General features: G+C 60.6%; 13 protein-coding genes and 1 riboswitch. Of the genes, 10 read left to right on the forward strand and 3 right to left on the reverse strand.

What is annotated here, in order from left to right; translation table 11 throughout:
• Positions 1–21: 21 nt before the first annotated feature.
• Positions 22–122: riboswitch (S-adenosyl-L-homocysteine riboswitch) on the forward strand.
• A gap of 55 nt (positions 123–177) precedes the next feature.
• Together metH and L63ED372_RS15175 are read left to right on the forward strand one after the other, a co-directional pair.
• Positions 178–2,889 (forward strand): methionine synthase, encoded by a 2,712-nt coding sequence (gene metH, locus L63ED372_RS15170; RefSeq protein WP_082431736.1) that lies wholly within the window; start codon positions 178–180, stop codon positions 2,887–2,889.
• A 5-nt stretch (positions 2,890–2,894) separates the two neighbouring features.
• The gene (locus L63ED372_RS15175; protein ID WP_062407149.1) at positions 2,895–3,965 is read left to right on the forward strand and encodes a DUF6352 family protein; all 1,071 of its coding nucleotides are present in this window, start codon (positions 2,895–2,897) and stop codon (positions 3,963–3,965) included.
• A 42-nt stretch (positions 3,966–4,007) separates the two neighbouring features.
• Here the strand turns inward: L63ED372_RS15175 and L63ED372_RS15180 are convergent, their stop codons facing one another.
• A complete protein-coding gene (locus L63ED372_RS15180) occupies positions 4,008–4,646 on the reverse strand; it encodes an NrsF family protein (protein ID WP_062407151.1) in 639 nt (212 codons plus the stop codon).
• A complete protein-coding gene (locus tag L63ED372_RS15185) occupies positions 4,643–5,203 on the reverse strand; it encodes a sigma-70 family RNA polymerase sigma factor (RefSeq protein WP_231624507.1) in 561 nt (186 codons plus the stop codon). The genes L63ED372_RS15180 and L63ED372_RS15185 overlap by 4 nt, the downstream gene beginning before the upstream one ends.
• 176 nt (positions 5,204–5,379) lie before the next feature.
• On the opposite strand from L63ED372_RS15185, the gene L63ED372_RS15190 reads away from it, so the two are divergent.
• The 8 genes from L63ED372_RS15190 (at position 5,380) to L63ED372_RS15225 (ending at position 12,216) form a co-directional block, all read left to right on the forward strand.
• Entirely contained in the window at positions 5,380–5,688 is a 309-nt protein-coding gene (locus tag L63ED372_RS15190; RefSeq protein ID WP_062408239.1) for an HvfA family oxazolone/thioamide-modified RiPP metallophore, read from the forward strand.
• 108 nt (positions 5,689–5,796) lie between these two features.
• Entirely contained in the window at positions 5,797–6,684 is an 888-nt protein-coding gene (locus tag L63ED372_RS15195; RefSeq protein ID WP_062408244.1) for an HvfB family MNIO-type RiPP peptide maturase, read from the forward strand.
• Positions 6,684–7,418, forward strand: coding sequence for an HvfC family RiPP maturation protein (locus L63ED372_RS15200; RefSeq protein ID WP_062407153.1), 735 nt, complete (start codon positions 6,684–6,686; stop codon positions 7,416–7,418). The genes L63ED372_RS15195 and L63ED372_RS15200 overlap by 1 nt, the downstream gene beginning before the upstream one ends.
• On the forward strand, positions 7,415–7,924 hold the full coding sequence (locus L63ED372_RS15205) for an HvfX family Cu-binding RiPP maturation protein (protein WP_062407155.1): 510 nt from the start codon (positions 7,415–7,417) through the stop codon (positions 7,922–7,924). Before L63ED372_RS15200 ends, L63ED372_RS15205 begins: the two co-directional genes overlap by 4 nt.
• A 57-nt stretch (positions 7,925–7,981) precedes the next feature.
• On the forward strand, positions 7,982–9,217 hold the full coding sequence (locus L63ED372_RS15210) for an ABC transporter substrate-binding protein (protein ID WP_062407157.1): 1,236 nt from the start codon (positions 7,982–7,984) through the stop codon (positions 9,215–9,217).
• The gene (locus L63ED372_RS15215) at positions 9,193–10,944 is read left to right on the forward strand and encodes an ABC transporter permease (protein ID WP_062407159.1); all 1,752 of its coding nucleotides are present in this window, start codon (positions 9,193–9,195) and stop codon (positions 10,942–10,944) included. The genes L63ED372_RS15210 and L63ED372_RS15215 overlap by 25 nt, the downstream gene beginning before the upstream one ends.
• A complete protein-coding gene (locus tag L63ED372_RS15220; protein ID WP_062407161.1) occupies positions 10,941–11,618 on the forward strand; it encodes an ATP-binding cassette domain-containing protein in 678 nt (225 codons plus the stop codon). The genes L63ED372_RS15215 and L63ED372_RS15220 overlap by 4 nt, the downstream gene beginning before the upstream one ends.
• On the forward strand, positions 11,611–12,216 hold the full coding sequence (locus L63ED372_RS15225; RefSeq protein WP_062407163.1) for a CDP-alcohol phosphatidyltransferase family protein: 606 nt from the start codon (positions 11,611–11,613) through the stop codon (positions 12,214–12,216). The genes L63ED372_RS15220 and L63ED372_RS15225 overlap by 8 nt, the downstream gene beginning before the upstream one ends.
• A gap of 46 nt (positions 12,217–12,262) precedes the next feature.
• Here the strand turns inward: L63ED372_RS15225 and L63ED372_RS15230 are convergent, their stop codons facing one another.
• Positions 12,263–13,063: an HTH domain-containing protein gene (locus L63ED372_RS15230; protein ID WP_156343645.1), complete on the reverse strand. Its 801-nt coding sequence runs from the start codon at positions 13,061–13,063 to the stop codon at positions 12,263–12,265.
• Positions 13,064–13,142 lie beyond the last annotated feature (79 nt).

The following is a 13,142-nucleotide window of genomic DNA, read 5'->3' on the forward strand; positions in this document are numbered from 1 at the left end:
GGCGCGGTTAAAATCACGCCCTTACCCAAGGAGCGTTGCAGCCCGCCGCCGTCAAGGCGCAGCGGGTCAGGCTTGGGGCCGTTCAATGTCTGAATGATTTTGCACAACGACGCTCACCTGATACCCCAAGGTGAGCCTGTGTCTGTTGTCGCGTCTTCCATCGTGTCTGTTCCTCCCATGAAGTTGTCCGGTCTGGAGCCTGTCTCCATCGGCACGGGTTCGCTGTTTGTCAACGTGGGCGAGCGCACCAACGTCACCGGCTCTAAGGCCTTTGCCCGCATGATCTTGAACGGCCAGTACGAAGAGGCTTTGGCCGTGGCACGTCAGCAGGTCGAAAACGGTGCGCAGGTCATCGACGTGAACATGGACGAAGCCATGCTCGACAGCCAAGCGGCCATGGTGCGCTTCTTGAACCTGATGGCCGGTGAGCCCGACATCGCTCGTGTGCCGGTGATGGTGGACTCGTCCAAATGGACGGTGATCGAAGCCGGTCTGCGTTGCATCCAGGGCAAAGGCATCGTCAACTCGATCAGCATGAAAGAGGGCCTTCATGAATTCAAACGCCAGGCCAAGCTGGTCAAGCGCTATGGCGCAGCGGCTGTGGTCATGGCGTTTGATGAAAAAGGCCAGGCCGACACCTACGAACGCAAGATTGAGATTTGCGAGCGCGCTTACCGTGTGCTGGTCGACGAGGTAGATTTTCCGCCCGAAGACATCATTTTTGACCCGAACATTTTTGCGATCGCCACCGGCATCGAAGAGCACAACAACTACGCGGTGGACTTCATCGAAGCCACGCGCTGGATCAAGCAAAACCTGCCGGGCGCCAAGGTGTCGGGCGGTGTGTCCAACGTGAGTTTTTCATTTCGCGGCAACGATCCGGTGCGCGAGGCCATCCACACCGTGTTCTTGTACCACGCCATCCAGGCGGGCATGGACATGGGCATCGTCAACGCGGGCATGGTCGGTGTGTACGACGACCTGGAGCCCACGCTGCGCGAACGGGTCGAAGACGTGGTGCTGAACCGCCGCCCTGATGCGGGTGAGCGTTTGGTTGAAGTGGCCGACAGCGCCAAGGGCGCGGCCAAAGACGAGACCACCAAACTGGCTTGGCGCGGCACGCCCGATGCGCCCGTGAACGTGGCGCAGCGCTTGAGTCATTCGCTGGTGCACGGCATCACCGACTTCATCAGCGACGACACCGAAGAGGCCTACCGCGAGATTTTGGCCAAGGGCGGTCGCCCGCTGCATGTGATCGAAGGCCCGTTGATGGACGGCATGAATGTGGTCGGTGACCTGTTCGGCCAGGGCAAGATGTTCTTGCCGCAGGTGGTCAAAAGCGCCCGCGTGATGAAGCAGGCCGTGGCGCATTTGCTGCCCTACATCGAGGCCGAAAAATTGGCGCAAGAAGCGGCGGGCGAAGACGTGAAAGCCAAGGGCAAGATCGTGATCGCCACCGTCAAGGGCGATGTGCACGACATCGGCAAGAACATCGTCACCGTGGTCTTGCAGTGCAACAACTTTGAAGTGGTGAACATGGGCGTGATGGTGCCCTGCCACGAAATTTTGGCCAAGGCCAAAGAAGAAAACGCCGACATCATTGGCCTGTCGGGCCTGATCACGCCCAGCCTCGAAGAGATGCAGTACGTGGCGGCCGAGATGGAAAAAGACCCGTATTTCCGCGAACGCCAAATGCCGCTCTTGATTGGCGGCGCCACCTGCAGCCGCGTGCACACCGCCGTGAAGATCGCGCCCAACTACTCAGGCCCCGTGGTCTATGTGCCCGATGCCTCGCGCAGCGTGGGTGTGGCACAAGGCTTGTTGTCCGAGCAAGCGGCCAAATTCATCGCCGACTTGAACACCGACTACGACAAGGTGCGCGAGCAGCACGCCAACAAAAAACAAACCCCCATGTGGACGCTGGCCCAGGCCCGTGCCAACAAGACGCCGATCGACTGGTCACAAGGCGTGCCCGCCGCGCCCAAGTTCATTGGCCGTCGAGTGTTCAAAAATTACGACCTGGCCGAGATCGCGCAATACATCGACTGGGGCCCCTTCTTCCAGACTTGGGACTTGGCCGGGCCTTTCCCCGCGATCCTCGACGACGAGGTGGTGGGCGAGCAGGCCCGCAAGGTCTATGCCGATGGCCAAGCCATGCTGCAAAAAATCATCGACGGCCGCTGGGTCACGGCCAATGCGGTGCTGGGCCTGTACCCCGCCAACAGCGTGAATGACGACGACATCGCGCTCTACACCGACGCATCACGCCAGCAAGTCGCCATGACTTGGCGCGGCCTGCGTCAGCAGACTGAAAAGCACATGATCGACGGTGTCATGCGCCCCAGCCGCTGCCTGGCCGACTTTGTCGCGCCGCAAGGCACCGCGCCAGACCATGTCGGCGTCTTCGCCGTCACCGCAGGCATTGGCGCCGACAAACGCGCCGCCGCCTTTGAAGCCGCACACGACGACTACAGCGCCATCATGCTCAAGTCACTGGCCGATCGCCTGGCCGAAGCATTGGCCGAGTGCCTGCACAAGAAAGTGCGTACTGACCTGTGGGGCTACGCCGCCGCTGAAGCGCTGAGCAACGAAGAGTTGATTGCTGAAAAGTACCAAGGCATCCGCCCCGCGCCCGGCTACCCTGCCTGCCCCGACCACAGCGCCAAAAAAGCGATGTTTGACCTTCTGCAATGCGAAGACATTGGCATGGGCCTGACCGAAAGCCTGGCCATGACGCCTGCGGCTAGCGTGAGTGGTTTTTACATCGCGCACCCCGAAGCGCAGTATTTCAACGTGGGCAAGTTGGGAGACGACCAAGTGCAGGACTTGGCGCAACGCAGTGGCGTTGCGATGAAAGATCTGCAGCGCCTGCTGGCCCCCAACCTGTAAACACCATGATCAACTTCTGGACGGCTTGCGGCCACCAACATCTGACGCGCAACGAGCGCGGCTGGATGAGTCCCACGCCCGACTATTGGCGCCTGTGGCTGCAGCGCCCCGAAATGGCCTTGGTGCCCGAATCGTGCAAAGCCGAAAAGCGTTTGCATGCCGCCTTGACCGAGACGCCCCAGATGCAGGTCACCCCTGCGGACTACAAACATTTCAAGGACGACGATGTCCGTGAAAATTACAAACTGTTTTTGCGTTTTCGTGACGAGGTGGAAGCTGCGGGCTCGCTGGAATCGGCCTACATGGCCTGGCAGCAAAGCGGCAACATCCAGTTGCCTCCGCTCTTCATCGACTTGGTGGTGCAGGCCATCGTGTGCAATGTGCTCGCCGATGTGCAGGACGCATGGGTTTGGCGAGCCGCCGAGCTGCTGTTTCGGCGTCAGCGCATCACCATCGAAGGCGGTCGCGTGCTGTCGGGCGACAGCGAGACACTCGACAGCCTGAAATCCACCGGCGGTTTGGGCGAGATGGGCCGCATCTTGATGGAAGGCGGTGCCACGCTCAAGGCGGTCGATGTGAAGGTGCTGCACCAGGACAACGCCGAGCGCTATTTTGCCCAGCGTGAGGGCCTGGGCCGTTATGCGTTCTTGCTCGACATGACGCACGAACTCCAAAACGAATTGCCGCACGGTTTGATTTTGAGCATGGTCAACGCACGCTCAGGCCTCAAGGCCTTGTCGGTGGTGTTGGCCCGTTGGGTGCAGCACTTTTTGGGCGTGGCCGTCAGCATCGAGCCGGTGCAAAAAGTCGACGACCCGGCTTGGCGCTGGCATGTGGGGCTGGACGTGACCGCGACCGCTTTGCTGAATGACCTCTACCAAGGCGTCGAGCTGGACAACAAACGCCAGCAGCAGCTCATCACCTTGTTCAAATTGCGTTTTGACAACCCGCAAGACATGCGTGCCGACGTGCAGGGCAAGCCGGTTTATTTGGGTTTGGCCATGAACGAGCAAGGCTTGCTCAAGCTCAAACCGCAAAACCTGTTGCTCAATTTACCGTTGGCTGCCGAGGTCTGAAAACACCAGCCGAGCTGGCCTGCGTTGTGCCGTGGGCTGTGCTCACCAGCGCAACCAACGTGTGCCCAGCAGAGCACCCAAACCGGTGGCCAAGGCCATGCCTGCCACATACCAGACCGCGAAAAAAGTCAGGCTGGTCTCCGTGCAATGCAATGAGTAAATGCTGGCCGCCAAGCTGCCCGCCAGCACACCCGCGACCGCTCCCGTGAGCACGGGGCGCGTCGGTGCCAGCTGGCGCAAGGCCCACAGCAGAGCACCGAGCACCGGCAAAGATAATGCAGTGATGCTCACCGAGCAAACCTGCCAGGAGCCGCCCATCCATTGCGCCGTTTGAGCGCCTGAATCGGTTTGCAAAAGCTGCAACAAACCGAGGCTGAACATGGCCAATAGCGCCAGGCCAATGCCCCACAGGGTGTGACCTGCTCCAACGCCGGGCCGCGCCAAGCGAAACAGGCCGTACAAGCTGAAACCCATCAAGGCCGTGAGCCACATCATTTTGGTGATGAAGGCCGGGTGCACCGCCATTTGATCCATCTGTGGGTTCAGGCCAAACAAAGTGAATAACAGCACGCCACAGACCACTGCACCCAACAGCAGTTGGCGCAGCAGTTGTTGGCGCACAGGTATTTGCGGCTGCAGCGTATCGCTGGCCAGCAAGGCAATCAGGTCGTTCGTTTTCATGACTTCGCTCCCCATTTGGCCATCAGGGTTTTCAGGCCCCGGTGGATGTTCACTTTGACCGAGGCTTCGCTTTGCCCGGTCCGCTCGGCGGTCTCGGTGATCGACAAACCCATCAAGCGCGTGTGCTCGATGGCCTCGCGTTGGCGCAGCGGCAAGTCCGCCAACACAACCTCTAGATCTTTGTGCGCATCGCTGGCTTTTTCTTCGCTGTCCACCGCCAAGGTCTCAGACCAGTCGTCGATGTCATCGTGCAGCCCTTCGCGGCGACCATGCGCTCGCAAATGGTCCACCCATTTGTAACGCGCAATCGCATACATCCAGGCCGTCAGGGGCTGGTCGCTTTGGTAGGTGTGGCGCTTTTGGTGGATCGCCATCAGGGTTTCTTGCACAAGGTCCTCGACATCACTGAGTTGGGATTGCATCCGTTTTTGCAGAAAGCGCCGCACATGGCCACTCATCAGGCTCAAGGCCCGTTGGTAACTCGCCTGATCGCCTTGCTGGGATTGCATCCATGCGGCGTGCAGTTCGGCTTCTTGTTTTTGCAGGCTTTCGCTCAAGTCAGTTCGTCCAAAGGGGTGAAGAAGTTACAGACACAAATTGAAACATATGGAAAACATTTTTCGTAACTATGAAGTGTTCTGTAACGGATTACACAATGACAGCGATGGACAAGTGCCACACGGTTCACCCCAAAGCGGTCAACAACTCACCTTCAACATTTCAGGAGCATTTCATGAACAAGCAACACCTCATCACCATCGCTTTGGGTTCTGCCTTTGCTGCAGCCACCTTGCTGCCCGCACACGCTGCTGGCAACCCTTTTGCCGCCAAGACCCTGGATGCGGGTTACCAAGTGGCCCAGGCCGACACCAAGGCCAAAGACGGCAAGTGCGGTGAAGGCAAGTGCGGCGGTGACAAGAAAGCCACCAAAGCCAAAGACGGCAAGTGCGGCGAGGGCAAGTGCGGTGGCGATAAGAAGGCCACCAAAGCCAAAGATGGCAAGTGCGGCGAAGGCAAGTGCGGCGGCGACAAGAAGAAGTAAGTCGCCAAGTACGTTCAAGGGAAGTCAGTGTCTTGGGCGACATCCCCATCCGGGGGTATCCCAAGGGCTGACTGACCTCTTTTAAGCCCCCATTCGAGCGCCATGCACATGTCCTCCGATCCCACTTTTCACAATACGCTTGCCCCATGGGCGGGCTTGGGTTTTCGACGCGAGCTGATCCCAGCTTTGCAGCAAGCGGTACCCGAGCACATTGGCTTTTTTGAAGTGGCCCCGGAAAACTGGGCCGGCATGGGCGGCCGGGCAGGCCGCGATTTTCGTGCCTTCACCGAGCGCTACCCTTTTGTGTGCCATGGTTTGTCTTTGTCCTTGGGAGGTCCCGGTCCCCTGGATGAAATGCTGCTGCGCCGCACACGCGATTTCATGCGCGAACACGGCATCGGCCTGTTCACCGAACACCTGTCATGGTGCGCTGACGACAGCCACCTGTATGACCTGCTGCCCATCCCCCAAACACAAGAGGCCGTGCGATACACCGCCGAACGCATCGCCCGTGCACAAGACATTCTGGGCATGCGCATCGGCGTGGAAAACGCCTCCACCTACATCGCGCCCCCGGGTGCTGAAATGACCGAGCCCGAGTTTGTGCGGGCAGTGGTCGAGCGGGCCGATTGCCTGCTGCACCTGGATGTGAACAACATCTATGTCAACAGCTGCAACTTCGGCTTTGACCCACACGCCTATCTGGCGCAGTTGCCGCTGGAGCGCACCTGCTATGTGCATGTGGCCGGGCACTATGTCGAAGAAGACGGCCTGGTCATTGACACCCATGGCAGCGAGGTGATCGACCCGGTCTGGCAACTGCTGCAAGACGCTTACCAGCGCATCGGCCGCCCGGTGCCCACCTGCCTGGAGCGCGACTTCAACATGCCCGATCTGCCCACCCTGGTGCAAGAGGTGGCGCACATTGCGCACTTGCAGCACCAGGCCTTCGGCGCGCAAGCCCAATCCCAACTCGTCAACAGGCAGGTGGCGTGATGCTGGCCTTCCAAAAATTCCAGCACCAGATGGCCGCGCACCTGCGCGACCCGCACCACACGCGCCGCCCACCCGGCGTGCCTGGGCGACGCATGCGCGTCTACAGCGAACTGCTGTTCAACAACGTTTGTGGTTTTCTGGACAGCTGCTTTCCGGTCAGCCGCCAACTGCTGGGCGAAGCCCGCTGGCGCAGGCTGTGCCGCACTTTTTACCGCGACTGGCCTTCGCACACGCCCTGGTTTCGCGAGATTCCGCGCGAATTTGTGCGCTACCTGAGCGAGCACCACATCGCCCAGCCCTTGCCGGTCTGGCTGGCCGATCTGGCCCGTTACGAATGGGCCGAATTGGCGGTGGATGTGATGGACGTTGCGCCACCCGCGCACGACCCGCAGGGCGACATGATGCTGTCAAGCGTGTGCCTCAACCCCGCACGGGTGGATGTGGTCAGCGCCTGGCCCGTGCACCGCATCGGCCCCGACTGGCAGCCGCGCCAAGCAGAGCCCACATTTTTGGTGGTGTTTCGCAACGCGCAGCTGGACGTGCAATTTGCCGAGATCAATGCCGTCACGGCCCATGTGCTGGGCCTGCTGGACCAAGGGCTGAGCGGCCAACAAGCCCTTGCGCAATTGGCCACCGATATGAAGCACCCCGACCCGCAAGCCTTGCAAGGTTTTGGCCAAGAACTCCTCACCAGCCTGCACGAGCAAGGCGTCTTACTGGGCACACGCACATGAACAACACCCTCCAACTCGCCCGCCGGGGCATTCATGTCCTCGATCTGCTCGGACTGTGGATCGGCCTGCTGAGTTTGCGGCTGATCCTGGCTTGGGAATTTGGCGAAGCCGGTTTTGAAAAGCTGCACGGCAGCAACTGGTTTGCCGACATCCAGGACCAATTTCCTTGGCCTTTCAAGCTGATCCCGGCTGACCTCAACTGGGCCTTGGCCACAGGCTTTGAGATCGTGGGGGCGATCGCCTTGGTCATCGGATTGGGCACGCGCTTTTTCTCGGCTTCGTTGATCGTGCTCACCGTGGTGGCCATGCTCAGCGTGCACTGGCCCGAGTCGTGGTCCAGCCTAAGTGAACTGCTCAAGGGCTATGCGCTGACCAACGACGGTTTTGGCAACTTCAAGCTGCCCGTCATCTACATCGCCATGCTGCTGCCGCTGGTGTTCATGGGGCCGGGGCGTTTGTCGATGGATGCCCTCATCCACCGTCGGGTTGTGAAATCCAGTCATTGAATCGTCTACAGTTTGGACCGATAGTCTTCCTGCGCTGACATCTTTTCATCTCAAGTTATGCATTCCACTCCAGTTGCCATCTCCCATCCGTCTTTGGGTCTGAACCGCCGCCAAGCCTTTGCTGCGACAGCTGCCTTGGTCGCCCCCGCTTGGGCACAAGCGCAAAAAGCCGATTGGGCCGACACCGAGCGCGCAGCCCGTGGCCAGACGGTGTACTTCAACGCTTGGGCAGGCAGCGAACGCATCAACGCCTACTTGCAATGGGCAGCGGCTGAACTGCAGCGCGATTTTGGTGTCAAGCTGCAGCACGTCAAGATCAGCGATGCCGCCGATGTGGTCAAACGCATTCGCGCCGAAAAGCAAGCTGGCCGCAAAGACACCGAGGGCACGGTGGACCTGGTCTGGATCAACGGCGAAAACTTCGCCGCCATGAAGCGCGACGGTTTGTTGTCTGCGCCCTTCGCACAAGCCTTGCCCAATTTCCAGTGGGTAGACACCGTGGGCAAGCCCACCACGCTGGTCGATTTTTCGGTGCCCACTGATGGTCTCGAATCTCCCTGGGGCATGGCCCAGCTCACGTTTTTTGCCGATGCCCAGCGTCTGCCTAAACCACCACAAAACATGGCCGAGTTGCTGGCTTTGGCCCGCAGCCAGCCCGGGCGCATCACCTACCCGCGCCCGCCCAACTTTCATGGCACCACTTTCGTCAAGCAGGCCTTGATCGAACACGCACCGGACGTGAAAGCGTTGGCCCAGACTGTGACGCCTGCGGCTTTGGCGGCGCAGGCTGCGCCGCTGTGGCGCTTTTTGGATGCGCTGCACCCGCATTTGTGGCGCGGTGGCAAACAGTTTCCGCAAAACTCGGCCGCCGTGCGCCAGATGATGGCCGATGGTGAGTTGGTGATGGCCTTGACGTTCAACCCCAATGAAGCAGCCAACGAAATCGCTGCCAAACGCCTGCCCGCCACGGTGCAGAGCTGGCAGTTCGCCAAGGGCACGATTGGCAACACGCACTTTGTGGCCATTCCGTACAACGCGCCCAGCAAAGCGGGCGCACAGCTGGTCGCCAACTTTTTGCTCTCGCCCGCCGCGCAAGCGCGTAAGGTCGACATCGATGTCTGGGGCGACCCGACGGTGCTGGATGTGGCCCGCTTGCCTGCGGCTGAGCGTGCACGCTTTCAGTCGGCATCGCGACCCGGGCAAGTGGCTGCGACCGCACCCGTGCTGCCCGAGCCGCATGCGTCCTGGGTTGATGCACTCGAAAAAGAGTGGACCCGCCGTTACGGCGTGTGAGCTTCTTGCCCGCCTTTTTGCTGGCCTTGATCGCTGCCCTGCCCATGGGCTGGGCGCTGTGGGCGGCCGCTTCGCAAGCGCTGGACGTCAGCGCTTGGCAGGCCTTGTGGACCGATCCTCAAACACTCAGGGCTTGGGGCATGACGCTGTGGACCGGGCTGGCCTCTACGTTGCTGGTGTGGTGGACCGTGGCGCGTTTGTTGGCCCATGGTTTCATTCGGCAGCAATTGGCCCGCTGGCTCACCCATGTACCTGCCTTGCTGGCCACGCCGCACGCGGCCATGGCCATTGGCTTGGTGCTGTGGCTGTCGCCCAGCGGCTGGGCTTTGCGCTTGGTGTCGCCGGGCCTGTCGGGTTTTGATGCGCCGCCGCCTTGGTTGACCACACAAGACCCGTGGGGCTTGGGATTGATTTTGGCGCTGTGGCTCAAAGAAGTGCCGTTTTTGCTCTGGGTGGCGGCCACGCAATTACAGCGGGAAGACCTGCGCCGACGCTGGCAAGCCGAATTTGCACTGGCCCAAACTTTGGGCCACACGCCCGCTACCGCCTTTGCCCAAGTGGTCTGGCCGCAGCTGGCACCGCGCTTGCGCTGGCCGCTGCTGGCGGTGTTGGCCTATGGCCTCACGGTGGTGGACATGGCGCTCATCATTGGCCCAGCGACGCCACCCACTTTGGCGGTGCTGGCCTGGCAATGGCTGGGTGATGCCGATGCGGCCATGCAGGCGCAAGGCGCGGCAGCGGCAGGGTGGCTGACGGGCACGCTGCTGCTGGCGGGCGTGCTCACTGTGATGGCGTTGCGAGTGGTCGCGGCTATGCGTAAATTCGCGAGCAGGGGCTCGCTCCCACAAAAAATGCTGCCTTGGGTTGGGCGTTTTTGTGGGAGGCTGCCCCTGCAGCCGAATGGTCACTCAAGCAAACATGCGCATTCAGCAGCAGGCCTCTTGCGCGGCCGAATATCCGGCCTGGCGCTCGCCATCGGCGGTGCCTACCTCGCCGTCTGGTTCGCCCTGACCGTGGGCAGTGTGTCGGGCGTCTGGCCTTTTCCGCAGCTTTGGCCATCGCTGTGGACGGGTGATGCCTGGGCGCAAGTGATCGCCAGTGCCCCCACGGTGTGGACCACCTTGGGTGTGGCGGCGGCTTCGGCCAGTGTGTGCCTGGTTTGGTCGGTGGCCTGGTTGGAGCTGACACCGCGCCGCTGGCAACAGGCTTTGCGTCCATGGTGCTTGCTGCCGCTGGTGTTGCCCTCGGTGCTGTGGGTGGTGGGCCTTTACAGCGTGGCGCTGCAGTGGCGACTGGAGGGGCAGTGGCTGGGCCTGCTTTTGGCGCATGCGGTCATGGTGCTGCCTTATGTGCTGTTGGCTTTGGAGCCCGCCTATATGGCGGTCGATCCGCGCCAATCGGCTGTCGTGGCCAGTTTGGGTCAGGGCCGATGGACTGATTTGCTGCGCATCAAATGGCCGCTGCTCCAACGCGCCATCGCCTCGGCCTGGGCGGTGGGTTTTGCGGTCAGTGTGGCGCAGTATTTGCCCACCTTGTATGTGGGGGCGGGGCGCTTTGCCACGGTCACCACCGAGGCCGTGACGCTGGCGTCTGGCTCGCAGCGCTCGCTCATGAGCGCTTATGCCGCTTTGCAGATGCTTTTGCCTGTGTTGGCCTTTGCTTTGGCCGCTTACTTGGGCAGGCCACGCCAATTTGAGAAGATCGGGCCGATGAAAGACAACACATGAACGCGGGACTGCAGATCGACATCCAACGCTTGGGCACGGCGGCGCAGACCTTGGTGCAAGACCTGCACCTGAAAGTGCCCGCAGGCGAGATCCTCACGCTCATGGGGCCGAGTGGTTGCGGCAAAAGCTCGGTGCTGGCCGCCACAGCGGGCACGCTGGCCAGCGTGTCCGAAGGTTTGCAGCCTTTGCAGTTTGACGGCCGCGTGCAGCTGAACGGCCGTGACCTCACCACCTTGCCCACGCACCTGCGCGGTGTCGGCTTGGTGTTTCAGGATGCTTTGCTGTTTGCCCACATGACGGTGGCCGAAAACCTGCTGTTTGCGGTGCCCCGTGCCTTGCCGCTTGCACAGCGCCAGGCGCGTGTGCAGCAAGCGCTGCAAGAGGCGGAGTTGTCGGGCTTGGCCGAGCGTGATCCTTCTACCCTGTCGGGTGGGCAACGCGCCCGCGTCGCGCTCATGCGGGCGCTGCTGGCCGAGCCGCAAGCCTTGCTGCTGGATGAGCCGTTTTCCAAACTCGACGCCGCCTTGCGCGCCCAGCTGCGCCCATGGGTGTTTGCGCATGTGCGCGAGCGGCGCATTCCGGTGGTGCTGGTCACCCACGACGAACAAGACGTGGCCGACCCGCAGCGCGTGGTGCACTTGCGCGCCACCGAAGAAAGCAGCAGCCATGTTTGACCGCCACGCCCAAACCCTCTTGCGCCCCGCGCTGAACGCCGCCGCACGCGGCTTGGTGCGCGCAGGCATCAGCGCGGACGCGCTCACCTGGCTGGGCTTTGCCATCGGCATGGCCGCCGCCGTGGCCATTGCGCTGCAAGCCTGGTGGTGGGGCTTGGGGCTGCTGCTGGCCTCGCGTTTGCTTGACGGCTTGGACGGCAGCGTGGCCCGCCTGACCCAGCCCACCGACGCGGGCGGCTTCCTGGACATCGCGCTCGACTTTGTGTTTTACGCCGCCATCCCCCTGGCCTTTGCGGTGGCCAACCCCAGCGCCAACGCACTGCCCGCCGCAGCCTTGCTGGCCAGCTTCATCGGCACCGGCAGCAGCTTCTTGGCCTTCGCCGCACTGGCCGAAAAACGCGGCCTGACCGATACCGCCTTGCCGGGCAAAAGCTTTTACTTTTTGGGCGGCCTCACCGAAGCCACCGAGACCATCACCGTGTTTGCTGCCATGTGCATTTGGCCTGAACACTTTGCGGTGTTGGCTTATGGGTTTGCTGGGTTGTGTGCGGTGACGACAGGTATGCGGGTGGGGTGGGGGTATTGGAGGTTGGGGTGAAGTCAACTTGAGCTGTGCATAGGTGCAAAGCTTTTATAGATCAGCTTTACGCACCGCCCCGCATTTTTTGCTCGATTGAGCGCAGGGTATTTTGAATTTCCCGCTCTTTCAGTTCGGGGTCAATGTCTTGGATGTACTCGATAGCGGAAAAATCATCGCCGCGTTTTCTGTTTTGTGGCGGTTCGAGTGCCTCAATGAGCAGCGCTTCCAGTGTAGCGACGAGTGCCGCGAGGGTGGAATTAAAAGGTATTTCTCGAAGCTTTCCCTCTTGAGTTACATCCAGAAGACCAAACCACGAAAAACGATTCCACCTGCTACCAAGCCTGTCCACTGTGTGTTCATACAAGCGCTTACCCAAGGGCCGATCAATTGCCCGACCAACGTAAACCACGGTGTGGTGGTCGTACAAAATGTAAATGCCCTTTTGTTTTCCAAAATCCACCGGCTTGGAAAGCGCCTGCTGTTTGCCATACATTTTTAGATCGTTGCGCCAAACCACAAGATCGCGTTGCCAGTACATTCCAAAAGATTGAATGATGGAATCGGAAGACACATCTTCAAGTGCAACTGCTGGCAATTGATTTTTTGTCTTGTTGCCTGGCAACGTGGTAGAAGCTGTTTCGCCGCGAAGTGAAAAAATGCCTTTGCCTACGCGGATAAAGGGCGATTTGTCACCGTCGTGTTTGACCGAAGACGACAGCTGTGCATTAACCGTTGCTGCTGGCGTAGCGCCATCAGTTTCGTAATAGCCACGCGACAAAATTTGTTCAGAAATTTCGGTGTAATGCAGTGGCGCATCAGATTCCATCAGCACACGCTTGATGGCTGCTTTCCAAGATTTTTCCAAAGGGTTCTCCAAGGTTTAAGCTGAGCTCCGAGCGCAGCTGTCGCGCTTGGCCGAATGTACCAATGATGAGCCACTGCGG

The organism is Limnohabitans sp. 63ED37-2, from assembly GCF_001412535.1.
Classification (GTDB): domain Bacteria; phylum Pseudomonadota; class Gammaproteobacteria; order Burkholderiales; family Burkholderiaceae_C; genus Limnohabitans_A.